16 protein-coding genes are annotated in these 20,862 nt (G+C 57.7%); 5 read left to right on the plus strand and 11 right to left on the minus strand.

The genetic code is table 11. From position 1 onward, the window contains the following. Positions 1 to 37: 37 nt before the first annotated feature. Positions 38 to 811 (minus strand): SDR family oxidoreductase, encoded by a 774-nt coding sequence (locus ACJO5Y_RS01300; protein ID WP_406984448.1) that lies wholly within the window; start codon positions 809 to 811, stop codon positions 38 to 40. 138 nt (positions 812 to 949) lie between these two features. Between ACJO5Y_RS01300 and ACJO5Y_RS01305 the strand changes: the two genes are divergently transcribed. After that, a complete protein-coding gene (locus tag ACJO5Y_RS01305) occupies positions 950 to 1,873 on the plus strand; it encodes a LysR family transcriptional regulator (RefSeq protein WP_406984449.1) in 924 nt (307 codons plus the stop codon). A 42-nt stretch (positions 1,874 to 1,915) separates the two neighbouring features. On the opposite strand, the gene purU is transcribed toward ACJO5Y_RS01305, so the two are convergent. The 9 genes from purU to ACJO5Y_RS01350 all read right to left on the minus strand — a co-directional run bounded on the left by purU (position 1,916) and on the right by ACJO5Y_RS01350 (position 12,876). Beyond that, a complete protein-coding gene (purU, locus tag ACJO5Y_RS01310; protein WP_406984451.1) occupies positions 1,916 to 2,782 on the minus strand; it encodes a formyltetrahydrofolate deformylase in 867 nt (288 codons plus the stop codon). Between the two features lie 11 nt (positions 2,783 to 2,793). Beyond that, positions 2,794 to 3,513 (minus strand): sarcosine oxidase subunit gamma, encoded by a 720-nt coding sequence (locus ACJO5Y_RS01315; protein WP_406984453.1) that lies wholly within the window; start codon positions 3,511 to 3,513, stop codon positions 2,794 to 2,796. Continuing rightward, entirely contained in the window at positions 3,506 to 6,526 is a 3,021-nt protein-coding gene (locus ACJO5Y_RS01320; RefSeq protein ID WP_406984454.1) for a sarcosine oxidase subunit alpha, read from the minus strand. Before ACJO5Y_RS01320 ends, ACJO5Y_RS01315 begins: the two co-directional genes overlap by 8 nt. An 11-nt stretch (positions 6,527 to 6,537) precedes the next feature. Continuing rightward, positions 6,538 to 6,840 carry a sarcosine oxidase subunit delta gene (locus ACJO5Y_RS01325; RefSeq protein ID WP_406984456.1) on the minus strand — a complete coding sequence of 101 codons (303 nt, stop codon included), beginning with the start codon at positions 6,838 to 6,840 and terminating at the stop codon, positions 6,538 to 6,540. Between the two features lie 14 nt (positions 6,841 to 6,854). After that, positions 6,855 to 8,108 carry a sarcosine oxidase subunit beta family protein gene (locus ACJO5Y_RS01330; protein ID WP_406984458.1) on the minus strand — a complete coding sequence of 418 codons (1,254 nt, stop codon included), beginning with the start codon at positions 8,106 to 8,108 and terminating at the stop codon, positions 6,855 to 6,857. 205 nt (positions 8,109 to 8,313) lie between these two features. Then, positions 8,314 to 9,696, minus strand: coding sequence for an L-serine ammonia-lyase (locus ACJO5Y_RS01335; RefSeq protein WP_406984460.1), 1,383 nt, complete (start codon positions 9,694 to 9,696; stop codon positions 8,314 to 8,316). 14 nt (positions 9,697 to 9,710) lie between these two features. Continuing rightward, on the minus strand, positions 9,711 to 10,973 hold the full coding sequence (glyA, locus tag ACJO5Y_RS01340; protein WP_406984462.1) for a serine hydroxymethyltransferase: 1,263 nt from the start codon (positions 10,971 to 10,973) through the stop codon (positions 9,711 to 9,713). A 161-nt stretch (positions 10,974 to 11,134) separates the two neighbouring features. Further along, positions 11,135 to 12,106 carry a GlxA family transcriptional regulator gene (locus ACJO5Y_RS01345; protein ID WP_406984464.1) on the minus strand — a complete coding sequence of 324 codons (972 nt, stop codon included), beginning with the start codon at positions 12,104 to 12,106 and terminating at the stop codon, positions 11,135 to 11,137. 8 nt (positions 12,107 to 12,114) lie between these two features. Then, the gene (locus ACJO5Y_RS01350; RefSeq protein WP_406984466.1) at positions 12,115 to 12,876 is read right to left on the minus strand and encodes a substrate-binding periplasmic protein; all 762 of its coding nucleotides are present in this window, start codon (positions 12,874 to 12,876) and stop codon (positions 12,115 to 12,117) included. A gap of 426 nt (positions 12,877 to 13,302) precedes the next feature. On the opposite strand from ACJO5Y_RS01350, the gene fdhA reads away from it, so the two are divergent. Together fdhA and ACJO5Y_RS01360 are read left to right on the plus strand one after the other, a co-directional pair. Then, the gene (gene fdhA / locus ACJO5Y_RS01355) at positions 13,303 to 14,502 is read left to right on the plus strand and encodes a formaldehyde dehydrogenase, glutathione-independent (protein ID WP_406984468.1); all 1,200 of its coding nucleotides are present in this window, start codon (positions 13,303 to 13,305) and stop codon (positions 14,500 to 14,502) included. A gap of 105 nt (positions 14,503 to 14,607) precedes the next feature. Beyond that, the gene (locus ACJO5Y_RS01360) at positions 14,608 to 16,563 is read left to right on the plus strand and encodes a methyl-accepting chemotaxis protein (protein WP_406984470.1); all 1,956 of its coding nucleotides are present in this window, start codon (positions 14,608 to 14,610) and stop codon (positions 16,561 to 16,563) included. Positions 16,564 to 16,651: 88 nt separating this feature from the next. Here the strand turns inward: ACJO5Y_RS01360 and gbca are convergent, their stop codons facing one another. Continuing rightward, positions 16,652 to 17,923, minus strand: coding sequence for a glycine betaine monooxygenase oxygenase subunit (gene gbca / locus ACJO5Y_RS01365; protein ID WP_406984472.1), 1,272 nt, complete (start codon positions 17,921 to 17,923; stop codon positions 16,652 to 16,654). A gap of 293 nt (positions 17,924 to 18,216) precedes the next feature. Between gbca and gbcB the strand changes: the two genes are divergently transcribed. Further along, positions 18,217 to 19,344 carry a glycine betaine monooxygenase reductase subunit gene (gene gbcB / locus ACJO5Y_RS01370; protein WP_406984473.1) on the plus strand — a complete coding sequence of 376 codons (1,128 nt, stop codon included), beginning with the start codon at positions 18,217 to 18,219 and terminating at the stop codon, positions 19,342 to 19,344. A 295-nt stretch (positions 19,345 to 19,639) separates the two neighbouring features. After that, the gene (gene gbdR / locus ACJO5Y_RS01375) at positions 19,640 to 20,785 is read left to right on the plus strand and encodes a choline metabolism transcriptional regulator GbdR (protein ID WP_406984474.1); all 1,146 of its coding nucleotides are present in this window, start codon (positions 19,640 to 19,642) and stop codon (positions 20,783 to 20,785) included. Positions 20,786 to 20,862 lie beyond the last annotated feature (77 nt).

Consider the following 20,862-nt stretch of genomic DNA (forward strand, 5'->3'; position numbering starts at 1 on the left):
GCGGAGGCGGTGGTTCCGCCTCCGTTCGCTTGCATGGTTACTTGGTAGTGTAGCCGCCATTGACCAAAATGGTTTGACCGGTCATCCACCAACCTTCCGACACCATAAACCGCACGTAAGGGACGATATCTTCGATTTCCGTCAGCCCTGAATTGGAGAAAGGCGAAAGGGCGGCTGCCGTTTTGTGGAAGGCCACGGCCTCATCACTTTCTGCCGGGTAGAAGAATGGCGTATCCATCGGTCCGGGGCCAATGGCAGTCACCGAAATGCCGCGTTCACCAAATTCCTTGGAGGCCGCGCGGGTGAAGTGTTCCACCGGGGCTTTCAGGCCGGCATAAGCGGAGTAGAAGGGCGTGTACGCACCCAGAAGGGAAGTCACGATGGTGCAGATCTTCCCATTGTCGTTGAGTGACTTGCCCGCCTCCTTGAGGAAAAAGAACGCCGATTTTGCGTTTATGGCGCTCATGGTGTCGTATTCCTGTTCGCTTATTTCGACCATGGGCTTCTTCAGGACCATACCGACGGTGTTGATGGCAATATCTGGCTTGCCCAGTGCCGCCTCGGTATCTGCAAACAGTTTTTCGACATTGTCTGCTTTGGTGAGATCCTGCTGGAAAATCTCGGCTTCCGCCCCCGCGGCCCGAATCTCCGACGCAACTTCCTCGGCGGCAGGTCTGGTTGAGTCACTGTTGTAGTGGATGGCGATGGCCTTTGCTCCCTGGGCGGCGAGATCCCTTGCCAGGAGCCCCCCGAGGTTTTTGGCGCCACCGGCAATCAGAACCACTTTGCCTTGAATACTGTTTCTGGACATGACCGTTCTCCCTTTCTGTGTTGCATTCGAGAGGCGGGGCTTCCCGCCGAGTTCGCAATCAGGCTAGTCTGTATGTGGGTCTGAATAAATAAGGTATTCAGAACATCAGATGTCGAGAAAATCGAACAATGGAACGGTATGGACAGAATTCGCCAGGTACAGATTTTCATTCAGGTGATGGAGAGCGGGAATTTCACGCGAGCGGCCCAAGCGTTAAACATCCCCCGGTCGACCGTTTCCACCACCATTCAGGCCCTTGAGGATCGGTTGGGGGCTCAGCTTCTGCAGCGTACCACCCGGCAGGTTGTCCCGACTCAGGACGGGTTACAGTTCCTTGAGGTCGCCCGTTCTCTGGTTGAGACCTATGAGGAAGCCGAGTCGATGTTTCGCCATGAACCGCAGCGGGCAGAAGGGCGGTTACATGTGGATATTCCAAGCCGGATAGGACGTCGAATAGTGATCCCGGCCCTGCCTGAATTCCTGAAACAGTATCCTCTAATTCAGCTCGAATTCAGCATGAATGACCGGATCATCAATATGCTGACCGAAGGGGTGGATTGCGTTATTCGAGTAGGACACCTGCCTGACTCGGAACTGGTTTGCAGGAAATTGGGGGATATTGAAGTCATCAATTGCGCCAGTCCGGCGTATTTGGCGCAGTACGGAACGCCAAAGTCGTTAGGCGATCTGGCTGAACATCTACTTGTCAATTACTCGGCAAGTTTGCCGGCGTTGGCTGCGGAATGGGAATACCTGGACGGAGAGCGGGAATGGTTCGTAAAAATGCGAAGCATCATCACGGTAGATAACGCGGAAGCTTATATTGCCAGCGCAATGGCGGGCATGGGCATTATTCAGATCCCAAGGTTTGACGTTGAGGATGCTCTTGAAGAGGGAACACTCGTCCAGATACTGGGCGCCTATGAAGCACCTTCGATGCCGATTTCCTTGTTGTATCCGAGTCGCCGACATCTTCCATTACGGGTCCGGGTGTTCCAGAAATGGGTAACCGACATGCTCTTAGCCCATGGGGTGTGGACGGATTATAGAAAATGGGACTGAAGCACTTCAGCCCATTCCTCTGTCCAACATTACCGCGCCCATTCAGTCCGGAAACACAACGGTCCGGTTGCCGTGCAGGAATACCCGCTTTTCAATGTGATAGCGTATAGCCTTGGCCAGAGTCTGGCTTTCAACGTCCTGGCCTTTCGCCACCATATCTTCCGGATAGTGGTTGTGATCCACCGCCTGCACGCCCTGGGTAATGATTGGTCCCTCATCCAGATCGTCGTTCACGTAGTGTGCCGTTGCGCCCACCAGCTTGACCCCCTTGGCCCAGGCCTGGTGATAGGGTTTGGCGCCCTTGAACCCCGGTAACAGCGAATGGTGAATGTTGATTGCCCAGCCGTCGAGCCGCGCGGCCATCTCTGACGAAAGCACCTGCATGTAGCGGGCCAGAACAACCAACTCGCACTGATGTTCGTTGATCAATTCCCATACCTTTGCTTCCTGCTCGGGCTTGGTTTCCGGGGTAACTGGCAGGTGAAAGTAGGGAATGCCGTGCCAATCCGCTAATGACTGCAGGTCCGGGTGATTGGATATGATCAGTGGAATATCGATCGCCAGTTCGCCGGTACGGTAGCGGTAAAGAAGGTCGTTCAGGCAATGGTCGTATTTCGAGACCATGATGGCGACGCGGGTCCGGTGTTCCGGTTCGGTCAACTGCCACTGCATGTCGAACTTCGCTGCACGGGGTTCGAGAATCTCGCGGAATTGCCGCAGAGAGGCTTCGCCCCCCAGCGGCCGGAACTCCACGCGAATGCTGAAACTTTCCGTGGCCTTGTCGTCGAATGAGTTCAACGCCACGATGTAGTTTTCACTTTCGACCAGACTGCGGGTGACGGCATCGACCGTACCCAGACGGCTCGGACATTGAGCCGTCAGGATCCAGAGTTTCTCTTTAATGGCCATTGACTATACCCTCAGATTTCAACCGGGCTCGCCTGGGTGCGGCCAGAACGGCTTGTGGAGGCGCCTTGCGGTGGTTGGCTCAGGCTAAGGCGGTATTCCTGGCTTGCGTCAACCAGCCAGCGCCAGACATAGTCCGCGAAACTGCGGCGTACCACCAGTTCCCACTCGTCGTCGCCGACACGGCGAAGCGTTGCCTGGGACTTTGCCAGCACCGTGGTCACCACTTTGCCGACGGGGAAGTTGTGGTCGTGCACGTCGTATGGACAGCTCTTCATCAGTACCAAGCGAGCCTTGGGACCGGCGAGCTGTACCAGTGTCTGGCCGCCGCCGACATTGATCACTGCATAATGGCCGCCAAGTTGCTCGCGTAGCGCCATTTCCATGGCCCACGCCTGATCGCCAGGGCCTGTCAGCAGCCATTCGTCCGGTGCGATCGAGCTCAGGGCCCATTCGTTGTTATGGTTGCTCTGCAACACCTCAGGTAGCGTCAGTCCGGTGGCTGCCTCGACACCTTTGGCGAAGTCGGCGTTGTTGGCGTCTCCCCGTAGGGCCAGGTGAGCCTTCAGGGCGGATTCCCACAGGTAAACCCCCGGGTTCTCCGGTGTTGTCCTGGACGCGGTTTGCACCTGGTGTGCCAGCGGGCTGCGCGCTGGAATCTCGGTTTCTGGCAACTGGTCCATGATGGCTACCTGGGTCGACACAGGGACCGCCTTGTTGATTGCTTCAGACATTTTGACGCTCCCCCTTCGGATCCAAAAAGATAGTGCTACAGATTTCTGCTTCGACAACCCGGCCGTCGACCAATGGGTAGTAGACGGTGTCGCCCATTCGCTTGTGGCCGTTCTTGATCACGCCCATGGCAATTGAGTGACCAAGGTTGGCGCTGTAATAGCTGGAGGTGACGTGCCCCAACATCGGTACCGGTTTCGGATGGTTCGGGTTGTCCACGGCCTGGGCGCCCTCGGGCAATACAATGCTCGGGTCTTTGGTTTTCAGGCCGACCAGTTGCTTGCGGTTTTCCCGTACGCAGTCTTCCCGCTTCATGCCGCGCTTGCCAATGAAACTGAACGGCTTGTCCTCCTTCACGGCCCAGCTCATGCCGAGGTCGTAGGGGTGAACGGAACCGTCAGTATCCTGACCGGCGATGATGAAGCCTTTCTCGGCGCGCAGGATATGCATGGTCTCGGTGCCGTAAGGCGTCAGGTCGTACTTGGCGCCGTGCTCGAACAGCTTCTCCCAGACGTACAGGCCGTAGTTTGCCTGCACGTTGATTTCATAGGAGAGTTCGCCGGTGAAGGAAATCCGGAACACCCGGGCCGGTACGCCCGCCACCGTTCCCTGACGCCAGTCCATGAACTTGAAGCTGTCCCTGTCCAGGTCGATATCATCGGTCAGTTCGGACAACAGCTTGCGGGCGTTTGGCCCGGCAATGGTCATGGTGGCCCAGTGGTCGGTCACGGTGTTCATGTAGACTTCCAGTTCCGGCCACTCGGTCTGGTGATAGAACTCCAGCCACTCAAGCACGCCGGCGGCGCCACCTGTGGTGGTGGTCATCAGGAAGTGGTCCTCGGCCAGGCAGGAGGTAACCCCGTCGTCGAAAACCATGCCATCTTCTTTACACATCAGGCCATAGCGGCATTTGCCGACTGCCAACTTGGCCCAGGCGTTGGTGTAGACGCGGCCAAGGAACTCGCGGGCATCCTTGCCCTGAATGTCGATCTTACCCAGAGTCGAGGCGTCGAGAATGCCCACACTGTTGCGCGTTGCCAGGCATTCTCTATCAAGCGCCTGCTGCATGGTTTCGTTCGGCTTCGGGAAGTACCAGGGGCGTTTCCATTGGCCAACGTCTTCGAACAGGGCGCCGTGCTCGACGTGCCACTCGTGCATGGCAGAGTAGCGCTTGGGCTCGAACAGATCGTTACAGTGGCGTCCGGCGATCGCGCCGAAGGTCACCGGCGTATAGTTCGGCCGGAAGATCGTGGTGCCCGTTTCCGGAATCGACTGGTTCAGGGACTTGGCGGCGACGGCCATGCCATTAATGTTACCGAGCTTGCCCTGATCGGTGCCGAAGCCCATCGCCGTGTATCGCTTCACATGCTCGATGGATTCAAAACCTTCACGGGTCGCCAGTTCGATACCAGCGGCGGTCACATCGGTCTGAAAATCGACGAACTGCTTCGGTGCCCGGCTATTAGGCTTGTGGTGCGGTACGCAGAACAGTGCCATGGGGCGGGTTTCCGGTCGGGTCCTGACCGACGGCACAGCGGCGGGCTCCGCCTCGAAACCCGCATTGCTGGCAGCCTCGGCGCCAATACGGGCTCCGTCAGAAAGGCAGCCGGCAAGGGAAAAGCAACCGGTCACTGCACCGGCCGTGAGTTGCTTCTGAACGGTCTTGCCCGGCACGAAACCTATGACGTCGTCATCCCAGACCGGGCGGCTGCCGGTATGGCAGGACAGATGAAGCGCCGGGCTCCAGCCACCGGAACTGGCCAGGGTGTCGCAGTTCAGTACCTGGTCTTTACCAGTGAGCCGGGTGCCGTCAGTACTCAAGCCGGCGACCACTGCACCTGTCACACGCATCTTACCCTGAGCGTCAATGACGGCCTGGCCTTTCAGCACCTTGATGCCACGTCGGCTGGCCTCATCCTGCCAGGCGCCGTCGGCATAGGCACGGGTGTCGACAATGGCGACGACTTCCCGCCCGGCATCCTGCCAGTCGAAAGCTGCACGATAGCCGTTGTCGTTGGTGGTCATCAGCACCAGCCGGCGGCCGGGTGCCACGGCGTAGCGGTTGATATAGGTCGACACTGCTGAAGCCAGCATGCATCCGGGCAGGTCATTGTTACCGTATACCAGCGGTCGCTCATGGGCACCCGTGGCCAGCACCACCCACTTGGCACGCACCCGGTGCAGGCGTTGACGAGACCGGTTCGCCGGGGCACGATCGCCCAGGTGATCAGTACGGCGCTCATGAATGGTCAGGAAGTTGTGGTCGTGGTAGCCGTTAACGGTGGCGCGGGGCAACAGCAGGACATTGTCATACCCCGACAGTTCCTCCAGGGTATCCCGTACCCATTCGCCGGCCGGTTTGCCATCCAGGGTATCACGGCCATCGAGCAACGAGCCCCCCATCTCGGCCTGTTCGTCGGCGAGGATCACACGTGCTCCGGAGCGGGCGGCGGACAGGGCTGCCGACAGCCCGGCGGGTCCGGCCCCGACGATCAGTACATCGGTATGGTGATTCAGGTGGTCGTAAGTGTCGACGTCCGGATCACGCGGGGAACGGCCAAGTCCGGCAGCCTTGCGGATGTACTTCTCATAGGTTTCCCAGGCAGCCTGGGGGAACATGAAAGTCTTGTAGTAGAAGCCGGGGGGCAGCATGCGGCCGAGGATAGAGCCGAAAACGCCCAGGAAATCGAACTGCAGGTTTGGCCAGCCGCTGGTGGGTTGGCTGACCAGCCCATTGAACAGCTCCTGCTGGGTGGCGCGGACGTTCGGTACCTGGGTGGCTTCGGTGGCCCCGAGCTGAAATACCGCGTTTGGTTCCTCGGCGCCAGCGGCGACGATGCCGCGGGGGCGACTGTACTTGAAGCTGCGGCCGATCACATCGACCCCATTGGCGAGCAACGCCGAGGCCAGTGTGTCACCGGAATAGCCCTTGTAACGGCGGCCGTTGAATTCAAAGGTCAGGTGCTTGCTGCGGTCGATTCGGCCGCCATGGTCGAGACGGTTGGTTTGTGTCATGTCGTCGCCTCTCAGGACTGCTGCTTGTCGGTGAAATGGGTAACACTCGGTGTGTTGCCCATCCGGTAGGTTTCCAGAATTTCGTAGCTCTGGGTGTCGCGTGTAATGTTGAAAAACTTGCGACAGCCGATGGCATGAACCCAGATTTCGTGGTGCAAGCCGCGCGGGTTGTCGCGGAAGAAGAGGTAATTTCCCCACTCCTCGTCACTGCAGGCGTCCGGATCAGCCGGGCGTGACAGATGGGCCTGTCCCTTGGGGTGGAACTCTTCTTCTTCCCGGTGTTCGCCACAATAGGGGCAATAAATGTAAAACATGGAACTGTCCTCCGTCAGTGGGCCACGCCAGCGGCGCCGTGTTCATCAATAAGGGCCCCGTTGTGGAACCGGAACATGGAGAACGGCTTGGCCAGTTCGTTGGCTTCGCCCTTCGCCAGGGTGGCCGCGAAAACGTGACCGGAACCGGGGGTCGCCTTGAAGCCACCGGTGCCCCATCCACAGTTGAAGAAGAGATTTTCAACCGGGGTATCGGAGATGATCGGGCAGGCATCCGGGCAGGTATCGACGATGCCGCCCCACTGGCGGTTCATCCGCACCCGGCTGAACATCGGGAACATTTCGACGATGGCTTGCAGTGTGTGCTCGATGGTCGAGTAGGATCCCCGCTGGCCGTAGCCGTTATAGCCATCAATGCCGGCTCCGATCACCAGATCGCCTTTGTCGGACTGGGAGATGTAGCCGTGAACCTGGTTGGACATGACCACGGTGTCCAGGATTGGCCGGATCGGTTCGGACACCAGCGCCTGCAGCGGGTGGGATTCGATCGGCAGATGGAAGCCGGCCATCTTGGCCAGTACGCCGGAGTTCCCGGCTACAACGCAGCCGATACGATCGCCGTAAATGGTCCCGTGCTGTTTGGTGCTCACGCCGATGGCAGCGCCATCTTCGGTGATGATGTCGTCCACTTCGCACTGCTGGATCAGGTCTACGCCCATGGCATCGGCTGCACGGGCATAGCCCCAGGCCACCGCGTCATGACGGGCCACGCCGGCACGGGGTTGCCAGGAAGCACCGAGGATCGGATAGCGGGCATTGGCGGAGCAATTCAGTATCGGCACGATTTCCTGCACGCCCTGGGTGTCCAGGGCCTCGCTGTCGATGCCGTTCAGACGGTTGGCGTTCACCCGGCGCTGGATGTCGCGCATATCCTGCAGGGTGTGTCCCAGGTTCAGTACGCCGCGCTGTGAGAACATGACGTTGTAGTTCAGGTCCTGGGACATGCCCTCCCACAGCTTCATGGCATGCTCGTACAGCAGCGCTGCTTCGTCCCACAGGTAGTTGGAGCGCACGATGGTGGTGTTCCGCGCCGTATTACCACCGCCCAGATAACCCTTTTCGACGACTGCCACGTTGGTGATGTTGTGGACTTTGGCCAGATAGTAGGCCGTCGCCAGACCATGGCCACCGCCGCCAACTATGATGACATCGTATTTCTTTTTCGGTTTGGGATTGCGCCACACCCGTTGCCAGTTTTCATGGTGGGTCAGGGAATGTTTCAGCAGTCCGAATCCGGAATATTTCTGCATTGTTAGGTCCTCTTCGGTGGCAACCGTCTCTCTGGGTAAGCTGCTGGTCTCGCCGTCGGAATCGGCGCTCGTTTTCAAGACGTGTCCCGGCAATTAATGCGGGACGGATTGAAAGGATGGTATGCGTCCCACCGCCCTTTCATGTGCTCGCTCACGACACTCAGGTGAAGATTTGCGACAGTGAGTGGGGCGGGCACAGAGGTGGTCAACATTCGATGACATTGACCGCCAGGCCGCCACGGGATGTCTCCTTGTATTTATCAAGCATATCCCGCCCGGTATCCCGCATAGTCCGGATTACCTTGTCCAGCGATACGAAGTGTTCGCCGTCGCCCCTCAGTGCCATCACAGCAGCGTTAATCGCCTTGACGGCCCCGACCGCATTACGCTCAATGCAGGGCACCTGGACCAGTCCGCCGATAGGGTCGCAGGTGAGCCCAAGGTGGTGTTCCATGCCGATTTCCGCCGCATTCTCGACCTGTTCCGGCGTACCGCCCGTTACGGCGGCCAGGCCCGCCGCCGCCATCGCGCAGGCGGAGCCGACTTCACCCTGGCAGCCCACTTCCGCACCGGAAATCGAGGCGTTTTCCTTGAACAGGATGCCGATGGCCGCCGCCGTCAACAGGAAGCGGATGACACCGTCCTCGGTGGCATTGGGGCACCAGTTCCAGTAGTAATGCAGCACCGCCGGTATGATGCCGGCAGCGCCATTGGTGGGAGCGGTCACCATGCGGCCACCGGCCGCGTTCTCTTCGTTCACCGCCAGCGCATAAAGATTGACCCAATCCATGGCGCTCAGGGAGGGCGTGATCAGGTCCATGCGGTCAACTTCCATCAACGATGCATAGAGCTTCGCCGCTCGCCGTTTAACCTTGAGCCCACCGGGCAGGATGCCTTCATTGGTCGTGCCGTTCTGCACGCACTCCTGCATTACCTGCCAGATGTGCAGGATGCCTTCCCGGATCTCGGCTTCGCTGCGCCAGACCTGTTCGTTGGCCATCATCAGGTCGGCGATGGCCAGTCCGTGTTCCTTACACTGGCGCAGCAGGTCGTTACCGCTTTTGAACGGGTAGGGCAGAGGGGTCTTGTCTTCCACGATCCGGTCCGCACCGGCGGCTTTCTCATCAACCACGAAGCCGCCGCCTACCGAATAGTAGGTGCGCTGGCGCACCACTTCGCCTTTCCCATCGAAGACGGTAAACATCATGCCGTTCGGATGGTAGGGCAGGGTTTCCTTGCGGTGGTAGGTGAGGTCGGTTGCTTCGTTGAAGGCAATGGGGTGCTCCCCTAGCAGACGTAACTCCCCCTGGCTGCGGATCTCCTCCGTTCGGGGGGACAGAATTGCGGGGTCGACGGTGTCCGGGCTGTGGCCTTCAAGCCCGAGCAGCACCGCCGGGCCAGTACCATGACCTTTGCCAGTCGCACCCAGTGAGCCGTACAGCTGAATATCGACGCGGGCGACGTCGGTGAACCCCTCGGCCTTCTTCAGGCCCCGGACAAACCGACGGGCCGCCTGCATCGGACCCACGGTGTGGGAACTCGATGGGCCGATGCCGATTTTCAACATATCAAAAAGACTGATGGCCACGAGTAACTCTCTCCTCAACCGTAAACCGGAAAATCCCGGCACAACTGATCGACTTTCGCCCGGACGTCACCAATAGCGGAATCGGCATTACCGTCCTGCAGACCATCCAGAATATCGGCGATCCACCCAGCCAACGTGCGGGATTCAGATTCTTTCAGGCCACGGGTGGTAATCACCGGTGAACCGATGCGCAGCCCGGAAGTGACAAACGGCGATTGCGGGTCGTTAGGTACGGCGTTTTTATTGACGGTGATGTGCGCGTCACCCAACGCCGCGTCGGCTTCCTTACCTGTCAGCCCTTGCTTGACCAGGCTGAGCAGGAACAGGTGATTGTCAGTACCGCCGGACACGACGTCGTAACCGCGCTCGATCAATACCTCGGCCATGGCCTGAGCGTTACGGACAACCTGTTGCTGATAACTCTGGAATTCAGGTTCGGCTGCCTCCTTGAACGCCACTGCCTTGGCCGCGATAACGTGCATCAGCGGGCCGCCCTGGCCGGCCGGGAAAACCGCCGAATTGAATTTCTTTTCCAGGTCCGGCTGGCCCTGGGACAGGATCAGACCACCACGAGGCCCCCGCAGGGTTTTGTGGGTAGTGGTTGTAACCACATGAGCGTGGGGCAGAGGGTTGGGATAGACGCCAGTGGCAACCAGGCCGGCAACATGCGCCATGTCCACCATCAGGTAAGCGCCGACCGCATCGGCAATCTCACGGAAACGCGCCCAATCGACAACGCGGGAATAGGCCGAGAAGCCGGCGACGATCATGCCTGGCTTGTGCTCTTTTGCCAGTGCTTCAACCTGATCGTAGTCGATCTCGCCAGTGGACTCGTTCAGACCATATTGCACGGCGTTGTAAATCTTGCCGGAGAAGCTGACGTGGGCGCCGTGTGTCAGGTGGCCACCATGAGCCAGGCTCATCCCCAGTACCGTATCGCCCGGGTTCAGCAGCGCCATGTACACCGCCGCGTTGGCCTGGGAGCCGGAATGCGGCTGTACATTGACGTAGTCGGCACCGAACAGCGCCTTGGCGCGGTCGATCGCCAGTTGTTCCACCCGGTCGACGTGTTCGCAGCCGCCGTAGTAGCGCTTGGCCGGATAACCTTCGGCGTATTTGTTGGTCAGGCAAGACCCCTGGGCTTCCATCACCAAGGGGCTGGTGTAGTTCTCGGAAGCGATCAGCTCGAGATGGTCTTCCTGGCGCGCCGCCTCGTCCTGCATGGCCGCCCAGAGAGTGTCGTCGTAAGAGGAAAGCGTTTTTGTTTTGCTGAACATGGCTGAGATTCCCGATAGTGAAAACGGACCTGATGGATCAGGCGTGGGTTATTGGGAGAGATAGTAGGCCCGATGGCGGAAGTCGATCTGCTCGGGCACGACATTGGATCGAGAATTTGCGACAGAAGCCTGTTACACGCCAGGATCTCTGATTGGAAACATTATTGCCGGATGTGACGAGCCTCGGATGGCGTTATTCCGTAGTAGTCCTTGAAACAGTTGCTGAAGTGACTGCTACTGACAAAGCCGCTTGCCAGGGAAATGTTCAGGATGCTCCGGTTCGTTTGCATTAGAAGGCGGCGTGCATGAACCAGCCTGAGCTCCAGGTAGTAGCGTGAAGGTGAAGTGTCCAGGTGGTTTTGGAACAGGCGCTCCACCTGTCGTCGGGAAATATTGGCGCATTCCGCCAGCTCCAGGAGGGAGAGTGGTTCTTCGATGTTGGCCCGCATCAGCGCCAGCAGGGTTTGCAATGCTTCCGGAAAGGTAGGGTCGTCACCCATGTTCAGTGGCATTGGGCCTACCTGCTCGGCAACCTGATCACAGCTCAGGATTTCGCGTACTGCCCGCACGATATGTGGGTTGTGCAGCAGTTCGCCAATCAACTTCAGCATCATCTCCAACGCACTGACCGGGCCGGCGCAGGTGGCGTGGTGGTCCTCGATCTCGTAAGCATTGGTGGACATCTTCGCGTTCGGGAAGTTTTCGCGTACATAGGCATGGTTGTCCGGATGCAGGGCGCAGGCGTGATGCTCCATCAGGCCAGCTTGAATCAGGGCCACACCTCCGTTCCATAATCCGCCCAAACGAATGCCTTTTTGATCGGCTGTCCTCAGTGTGTTGAGCAGGTACGGTTCTGGGGCCAACTGGCTGCGATAGCCGCCACAGACAATCAACATATCGACGTGCCCGGGTTTGACCATTAAGGAATCCAGAGTGGTTCCGGTGGATACCTCGATTCCAAGGTCGCTGAGCACGGTCCGGCTTCCGATGCCGATAGTGAAGTGTTCGAACACCGGTTCTGGCGTGATGAGATTGGTCGTAACCAGCGTATCAACGGCGGCAGTAAAGGTAACCATGGAAAAGTGCTCGCGCAGAATAAAACCGATACGCAGTGGTGTCTTTACTTGGGGCACCCCGCGACTCATTGGTATTGCCTCAGAAACCGGTTCGCATGAATGTCTCGTATGGTTTGCAGCACGCCACGCAATTCCAGTTTGGCGAGGGCGAGGTTGATTCGATCCACCAGCTCCTGGGCGTTCTGGGCCTGTTTGGGGACCAGGATGTGCATTTTCTGGCGCGAGAACACGAAGCTGAGCCGACGCACGGCGTTCGGGTTTTCAAAGACCGTATCGATGGCTTTCCTGGCGGAGAAAATGTCCACGGGAATGACGTCCACTGCACCGGCTTTCAATAGTTTGAAACAGTCGGTCAGGGTCTCGGGTTGTTCCAGGGTGGTGCCGGGTTGCTGCAGTAAATTGGTCAGGTCGTGCATGAAATAACCCTGGGGGCGACAGAAACGATGCCCGGCGAGCCCTTCCAGTTCCGTCGTCCGGACTTTGCCGGTGGTTAAGACGAACGGCACGATGTAATTCGACATCAGGGGTTCCGTGTAGAGGAACCTCCGGGCTCTGTCTTCATTGAAGTACCAGGGAAACGTTGCCTGGTAACGTCCTGCTTCGGTGTCGGAAAGCAGGGCGTTCCAGGTAGGCTGGAACACGACTTCATGCTCCAGACCGGCTTCCGGCATGATGCGATTCACGATTTCAACAATCATGCCACGGCCTTTCAACTCTTCTCCGGTAAACGGCGCAAGGTTGCCCGAGGTGACTAGCCGCAAGGGGTCCGCCGAAGCGGTACTGAGCAGGGTGAATAGCAGAAAACAAGAGGCAAGGAACTTCTTCATATCGGTACCCGTATTCAGTCGAAGCTGATAAAAGGTCCTATAGAGGCAGTCCGTTACCATTCACGAAGAACCTGACTTCAGGAGAGAAAAAGGACGGGGTATCCACTTGGGTCCGTAAAGCTTAACCCCGTCAATATGGACATGGCTTGGATTCTCGATGGTAAAAACAAACCTGATGGATCAGGCGCTGACTAATTTGAAGCCATAGTAGGCCCGACGGAGGATGTTGATCTGCTCGGGCACGACATGGGAGGAATGATTTGCGACAGGGAGTATGGGGAGCAGGGGAGGCGCGTCCTCTTTTTAGCGTTGTCCGTGTCCTGTGCAAGAAAGAATCTGTCGTATACAGGCATGTGCCCGGCGGCCGGGTGTTTAAAGTAGGGAGGGCACTTCCACCACAACAGATTGACAATGAAGGAAGACACAATGACAAGCAATGCATCCAACCGCGGGGTGGTGTACCAGGGCCCCGGCCAGGTCTCCATCGAATCCATCGCCTTTCCCAAACTTACCCTTGGCAACCGACGTTGTGACCATGGCGTAATTCTGAAAGTACTGACCACCAACATCTGTGGCTCCGACCAACACATGGTACGCGGGCGCACCACCGCGCCGGCGGGCCTCGTGCTTGGCCATGAAATAACCGGCCAGATTATCGAATGCGGCCGGGACGTTGAATTCCTTGAAGTGGGCGACATTGTTTCCGTACCCTTCAACATTGCCTGCGGCCGCTGCCGTAACTGTAAGGAAGGCAAGACCGGCATCTGTCTGAACGTTAACCCCGCCCGTCCCGGCGCCGCCTACGGCTACGTGGACATGGGTGGCTGGGTCGGCGGCCAGACCGAGTACGTCATGGTGCCGTATGCCGACTTTAACCTGCTCAAGTTTCCCGACCCGAACCAGGCCATGGAGAAGATCAAGGACCTCACGCTGCTGTCCGACATCTTCCCCACTGGCTTCCACGGCTGTGTCACCGCCGGCGTCGGCCCCGGTTCCACCGTCTACATCGCCGGTGCTGGTCCGGTCGGCCTCGCTGCTGCCGTCAGTGCTCAGCTGCTCGGCGCCGCCTGCGTCATCGTCGGTGACATGATCGAAGAACGTCTCGATCAGGCTCGCAGCTTTGGCTGTGAAGCCATCGACCTGAAGCAGGATGCTGAACTGCCCGAATTGCTTGAGCAAATCCTCGGTGAGCCGGAAGTTGACTGCTTCGTCGACTGTGTCGGCTTCGAAGCACATGCCTGCGGCCATCATCACCATCACGAGCAACCGGCCACGGTACTGAACTCCGCGATGCAGGTTACCCGGGCCGGTGGCGAGATCGGCATTCCCGGTCTTTATGTGACTGAAGACCCCGGCGCCGCCGAAGAATCCGCTAAACAGGGTGCGCTGAGCATGCGCTTTGGTCTCGGTTGGGCCAAGTCGCACTCCTTCCACACCGGTCAGTGCCCGGTCATGAAGTATCACCGCCAGCTCATGCAGGCCATCCTGTTTGAGCGCGTCGATATCGCCAGCGCGGTAAACGTGCAGATGATCAGCCTCGATGAGGCCCCCAGAGGGTACGCCGACTTTGACGGCGGCGCGGCCAAGAAGTTTGTGATCGATCCGCATGCATCAGTGGCTGCCTGAGGCCAGCTTCGGTTGACCGACCGACTCGGGGGGCTTTAAACCGCCCCCCTGAGTCCTTACCAGTCTGACGCCGCCTACAATCACAAAAACACCGGCAAACAAACCATGACAATCCAAAGCCGTTTTCTGGCTGTGCTTCTGGCTGGGGTCACTCTACCAACCATTGTGGTCGCAGCCCTTTCCCTGTATCAGTTCCGCGCGAATATCCTTGCTAACTACCAGGCGACCAGCCTGGCCGAAATGCAGCAGATAGAACGGGGGTTTACGTTCTATCTTGATGGGCTGTCCTCCAGTGCGGCTTTCCTTGCGAACACGGATGCTATCAGGCAATTGGACAGCTCTGTCACCAAGTACGTCGATCGATCAAACGCCACAGAACCTCCCTCTGAAGTCAGCGAAGTGGAGGCGGCGGCGTTCGCATTGATGGATGACTTTGGGCGGTCACGAAAGGACCTGGCCTACGTCTATTTAGGGCTGGATGATGCCGGCTACATCCAGTGGCCCAACGGCAGTCTGCCGGACAACTACGACCCCCGGGTACGGCCCTGGTACAGTGCCGGAGAGGAAGGCGAAGGGGAGCCGGTCCGGGTTCCGGCCTATGCGGACGTGAATACCGGAGCCCCGCTTATCGACTATGTCGTTGAGTTTAGTACCGAGAGCGGTCTGACCGGTGTCGTTGGCGTCGATGTCACGCTCAAGAAGCTGACGGACCTGATAAGCCAGGTCCGGTTGGGGGAAAGCGGCTATCTCGTTCTGGTGGAAGATACCGGCAAGATACTGGCGGACCCGCGGGAGCCAAAGAACAACTTTCGTTCAATCGATGAACTGGAGACCGTCTATAGCGGCCTTGATGCCAGTTCCGATCTTCAGGAGATTGAATGGCAGGGGGAGCACTGGTACGTGAACCAGTACACCTCGCCAGACAGTGGCTGGAAGTTCATTGGGATTGTGCCGTCGCATGAGGTATTGGCAAAGGTTTCCCGGCTCCAGCAGTTTATTATCTGGATAAGTGTCGTGCTTGTCGCGCTGTTTGGTGGCCTGGGGTATTGGATGAGCCGTGTTATGTCTCGCCCCATCAAAGCGGTCACGGATGGCTTGAATGAAGCCGCCAGCGGGGAAGGGGATCTCACCAAGCGGTTGCCTGCCCACCGGAAAGACGAAACGGGGCAGATGGCCAGGGCGTTCAATGACTTTTCCACGGTCATCCACGACCTGATTGTTGCGATCAAGGACCGGGCCAGGTCCGTTGCCCGGGAAGCGAAGACGTCGACAGAGGTGTCCCGTCATATCGAGTCGATCGCTTCCACCCAGTCGGAGTCGCTGGAACAGATATCCACCGCCAGTCACGAGATGGTCGCCACAGCAAACGAAGTCGCACAAAGCTGTAATGATACAGCGGAGTCCGCGGACCGGTGTCTGGCCGAAGTAGACACCGGCACGGATCTGATCAGGCAAACCCGCAACAGCGTCAACCTGCTTGCTACAACCCTGAGTGAGGCCAATACCGCCATGGAAGAACTGGCGGAGGAAAACCGGAGTATCACTACTATCCTGGACACCATCCGGGCAATTGCGGAGCAAACCAATCTGCTTGCTTTGAATGCCGCCATCGAGTCGGCGAGGGCAGGAGAGCATGGGCGAGGGTTTGCCGTAGTGGCAGACGAAGTACGCGAACTCTCCCGGAAAACGGCCCGTTCAACTCAGGAAATCGATTTGCTTCTTTCATCGTTGAACGAAAGAACGGTACTGGTATCAACGAAACTGGCGGGCAGCTCTGAGCACTCGGACTCGACCGTCAGGACCACCGAGGCCGCCGCGGACATATTCCGTACCATCCAGGAGCAGGTGAGCAGGATCAGGGATATGGCCATGCAGATCGCAACGGCCACCGAGGAACAGCATTCCGTTGCCGAAGACATCAGCCGGAATGTCACCGGGGCTTACAACGATGCATCTCGCGCCCGGGAAGTGGCAGTGAATGCGAATCAGACCGCGGTGATGTTGGATGGTCTGTCGGAGGAACTCGGGGATCTGGTCAAGCAGTTTAGAACAGCGGGCTGACAAAGGCTCGGGTGGGCGAGATGCATGGATTCTTTTGCATGCTCCCGCCCACCCGAAAATGAAGGCTCCGCCTTTTCTGTCCTGGGACCTATAAACTGTCGTGGGTCAGGTTTTTAAGGATTGTTTCCCCATACCAGTCCAGGAAGTTAATCACGCCAAATTCGTAAGTCTCCGAATAGGGGCCGGGCTGATACGCCAGCGAATTAATACCCTTCTGGTTTTGCTCCGCCAGTTCCCTGTCCTGTTTGTTGGTCTGGTCCCACACATAACGCATGCGCTCCACGTTGTAGTCCTCGCCTTCCACCGCATCCTTATGCACCAGCCACTTGGTCGTTACCAGCGTCTTCTGCGCGGAAATCGGCTGCACCTGAAACACGATAACGTGATCGCTTTGCATGTGATTCCATGAATTCGGCAGGTGGAGAATCCGCATCGAACCCAGGCTCTGGTTTTGAATGCGTCCCAGGTTTTTCTTGCAGGCCGGTTTACCGTCCATGGTCATCACCGCTGTGCCTTCCTTTAACGGCATCCGCACGATCCGGTTTTGCAAGCCGAACTCCACATGCTTGTGTGGAATGCCTTCACGGTCCCATTCCGCGGCCTGGCGTTCGTAGTGCTCCTTGAATTCCGGTGTGGCTCGGGGATCCGTAGTATCGTCCCATTCCAGCAGGGTGCGCAGTAATTCCGGATGGGAGCCAGAGCAGTGATAACACTCGCGGTTATTTTCTACCACCAGCTTCCAGTTTGCGTTTTCCTCCAGAGTCGACTCTGCCGCCACCTTGGTATTTTCCATGTCGTAAGGTTCCATATAGGCATCCAGGGCGGCCAGATAGGCATCGATCTCGGGTGGCTCGCCCTCGGCAAGGCAGACATAGATAAAGCCGCCAGCCGTTTTGCAATGCGCCGGCTTCAAACCGAAATCGTTTTTATCGAAACCATCGCCCATTTCCGTCCCGGCAAAAATCAGATTGCCCTTTAGATCATAGGTCCACTGATGATAGGGGCAGGTCAGGTTGGCCACCTTGCCTTTCTTTGCGGTACACACCCGTGAGCCCCGGTGGCGGCACACATTATGGAATGCGCGTACTTCACCATCACGGTTACGTACTACCAGCACCGGGTTCTGCCCGATCTCCACTGTTATGTAGGCACCCGGTGTTGGCACTTCGCAGGTCATGCCGACAAACAACCATTCCTTCATGAACACTTCTTCCATATCCACCCGGAAGAGGAAGGGATCGTTATACAGCGCCCGGGGCAGGGAAACGTTCCGGGGCCGCTCAGTCAGCGTCCGGCTGATGTCCCGTCGGGCTTCCCCTATGTGGTTGTATTGTAAGTTGAGTAGGTCGTATTCGGTCATCGGAGCATTTCCTATTAAAAGGGTGTACCTCAGCATGTGGCGTTACCCGCAAATGATATGGGCGCGGGATTCCGGTAACACATTTTCGCAGGGGCCACAGTCGCCGGTTATCCGTTAACGACATTCGCGGTTATCAATTCGACTTGGCGGGAAGGGATGATGAGTACGGGTTCGGCGGCTGGAGAAGTTGATCAAGACTTTGTCGTAAATAGGTAACTCGTGGCTTGGGATTTTCACCAGAATGGATCATCACAGTCCACTGGTGCCGAATCACCCACGATGGAGATTAAATAATGACCAGCGTCACCGAAGTCACCGAACCCTCGTCCCATTTCAATGTGCTCAACACCCGGGTTTGGGCCAACGGCCGTCACCTGGTCCGATGTGTTCGCGTTATCCAGGAAACCTGGGACGTCAAAACCTTCTGCTTCAACGCCGAAGAGTCCATCATGTTCTTCTTCAAGCCCGGCCAGTTCGTCACCCTCGAACTGGAAATCGAAGGCGAACAGGTGATGCGTTCCTACACTATCTCAAGTTCGCCCTCCGTCCCCTACAGTTTCTCGATCACCGTAAAACGCGTGCCCGGCGGCCATGTCTCGAACTGGTTGCACGACAACCTCAGCGAGCATGACGAGCTTGCCGTGCATGGCCCGGTCGGCAACTTCAATTGCATGGACTACCCTTCCGAGAAGGTCCTGCTTCTCTCCGGCGGTGTAGGCATTACGCCCCTGATGTCCATGGCGCGCTGGTACTTCGACACCAACGCGGATGTGGACATGACCTTCATCCACAGCGCCCGCGCACCCAAGGACATCATCTTCCAGCGTGAACTCGAGCACATGTGTTCGCGAGTCCCTAACTTTAACCTCAGTGTTATCTGCGAACGGACCGAGATTGGCCACGCCTGGAATGGCTACCGGGGCTACCTGGACCATACCAAACTCGAAATGATCGCACCGGATTACCAGAGCCGTCGCATTTTCTGCTGCGGCCCGACCCCCTACATGCGCGCCATCAAGAACCTTCTCATTGAAAATGGCTTCGATATGTCGAGGTACCATGAGGAATCTTTCGGCGCCACTCCGGCCGACGTCACCGAGGATGTGCTGGAACAAGCGGAAATCGCCGTCAAACAGGCCGAGGACATCAAGGACGCGGATACCTTCACCGTCGATTTCACTGCCTCCGGCATGAGCGTCCAGATCCTGCCCGGCGAAACTGTCCACGCTGCAGCCAGTCGTCTGGGGCTCAATATTCCGAAGGCCTGTGGGGTAGGCATTTGTGGTACCTGCAAGGTGCTGAAGACGTGCGGCGAGGTTGATGTTCAGCACAACGGAGGCATAACCGAGGAAGACCTGACAGAGGGTTACATTCTCTCCTGCTGCAGTACCCCGCTATCCGATCTCAGTATCGACGGTTAATTTGGGCAGTTAACTGGATCGCCCTGACCAGACGCCCTGGCCCCCGGTTACCTGCGGGCCAGGGCACTCATGTCGTAATTGAGCTCAAATTAGTACGCAATACGACGTTTTTAGACTGTTCACCGTTTAGCGCGGGGCATACTATAAGCACCTGACATTAATCAATTATGACGGGAAGGGAAGGCGTTGGCTTTTCCCAATAAAAACAAAATCCTGACAGTGGTCGCTCGACCCGGATGTATTTCGGGACCCGCTGATCAACTGGACTTGCAATACAAGAGAGAGGGGTAAGTCCATGAAAGAGAACGTCGTTTCTCAGCCTCACCTGATTGAAACACAGCCCTACCGGGTTGGTTTTTTGTTGATTGATAACTTTACCCTGGCTGCCTTGGCGTCAACCATAGAGCCATTGCGTATGGCCAACCAGCTCACCAGCACCGAACTTTACACCTGGCAGCTATTGTCCCGCGATGGCGAGACGGTTAAGGCCAGTGACGGCCTTAAGATTTCTCCAGACGGCTCGATTGCCGACAAGAAAGTGTTCGATATTGTTATCGTGGTTGGCGGAGTTGACATCACCCGGAGCTATACATGCAAGGAAGTGAGCTGGCTCCAGCAGCAGGCTCAGAAAAAAGTCCTGCTCGGCGCCGTATGCACCGGAGCCTATGTACTGGCCAGCGGAGGTTTGCTCGACGGCTACCATTGCAGCGCCCACTGGGAATGTCTGGCCTCCCTCCAGGAGCGGTTTCCCCGGGTAAACTGCACCAACCAGCTCTACACCCTGGACCGGGATCGCATGACCTGTACCGGAGGCAATGTGCCAATGGACATGATGCTCAGCATGATCGCTCGCCAGCACGGCAAGGCATTAACCAATGCGATTTGCGACATGTTCGTCTGCGACCGTGTCCGCCCGGATAACGAATTGCAGCGCACCCCGTTACGTCGTCTGCTGACCACGGCCCAGCCCAAGCTGGCAGAAGTCACTGAGTTAATGGAAGCCAACCTGGAGGAGCCCATTGAACTCGAGGAACTTGCCAGTTTCGTTGGTATTTCCCGGCGTCAACTGGAACGGCTCTTCCTGAGGCACCTGAACTGCACCCCCTCGCGCTACTATTTGAAGCTCCGGCTGGATCGGGCGCGCCAGTTGCTGAAACAGACCACCTGTTCCATCATCGAAGTCGCCTCCATGTGCGGTTTTGTTTCCGCCCCCCACTTCAGTCGCTGTTATCGCAAGTACATCGGCATCTCTCCCAAGGAGGAGCGAGCCGAGGTATGGTCACTAAAGCAATCGGAGCCGTCAAGTTCCGGTGAAGTCGCCACCATACCTACCTCCTCTTATATTGCCCTGCAGTTGGCTAAGGCGGAGCCGTCCTGCGGTGCGGTTAACTTCATGTCGGTTTCAGTGCCGAGTGTTCAGAAACTTGCCGCCTCGGGTTAATTCGGGAAAGCGGATAGAATAAGGGGCTTCGGCCCCTTTTTTCGTTATGGCTCCGGCCCGGTGCTCCCCCTCCTCAT

This window comes from Marinobacter alkalisoli (genome assembly GCF_045449855.1).
Lineage (GTDB): Bacteria > Pseudomonadota > Gammaproteobacteria > Pseudomonadales > Oleiphilaceae > Marinobacter.

Coding starts and splice junctions, on each gene's coding strand:
- ACJO5Y_RS01300 (WP_406984448.1), bottom strand. CDS start 811: ATGTCCAGAAACAGTATTCAAGGCAAAGTGGTTCTGATTGCCGGTGGC.
- ACJO5Y_RS01305 (WP_406984449.1), top strand. CDS start 950: ATGGACAGAATTCGCCAGGTACAGATTTTCATTCAGGTGATGGAGAGC.
- purU (WP_406984451.1), bottom strand. CDS start 2,782: ATGGCCATTAAAGAGAAACTCTGGATCCTGACGGCTCAATGTCCGAGC.
- ACJO5Y_RS01315 (WP_406984453.1), bottom strand. CDS start 3,513: ATGTCTGAAGCAATCAACAAGGCGGTCCCTGTGTCGACCCAGGTAGCC.
- ACJO5Y_RS01320 (WP_406984454.1), bottom strand. CDS start 6,526: ATGACACAAACCAACCGTCTCGACCATGGCGGCCGAATCGACCGCAGC.
- ACJO5Y_RS01325 (WP_406984456.1), bottom strand. CDS start 6,840: ATGTTTTACATTTATTGCCCCTATTGTGGCGAACACCGGGAAGAAGAA.
- ACJO5Y_RS01330 (WP_406984458.1), bottom strand. CDS start 8,108: ATGCAGAAATATTCCGGATTCGGACTGCTGAAACATTCCCTGACCCAC.
- glyA (WP_406984462.1), bottom strand. CDS start 10,973: ATGTTCAGCAAAACAAAAACGCTTTCCTCTTACGACGACACTCTCTGG.
- ACJO5Y_RS01350 (WP_406984466.1), bottom strand. CDS start 12,876: ATGAAGAAGTTCCTTGCCTCTTGTTTTCTGCTATTCACCCTGCTCAGT.
- fdhA (WP_406984468.1), top strand. CDS start 13,303: ATGACAAGCAATGCATCCAACCGCGGGGTGGTGTACCAGGGCCCCGGC.
- ACJO5Y_RS01360 (WP_406984470.1), top strand. CDS start 14,608: ATGACAATCCAAAGCCGTTTTCTGGCTGTGCTTCTGGCTGGGGTCACT.
- gbca (WP_406984472.1), bottom strand. CDS start 17,923: ATGACCGAATACGACCTACTCAACTTACAATACAACCACATAGGGGAA.
- gbcB (WP_406984473.1), top strand. CDS start 18,217: ATGACCAGCGTCACCGAAGTCACCGAACCCTCGTCCCATTTCAATGTG.
- gbdR (WP_406984474.1), top strand. CDS start 19,640: ATGAAAGAGAACGTCGTTTCTCAGCCTCACCTGATTGAAACACAGCCC.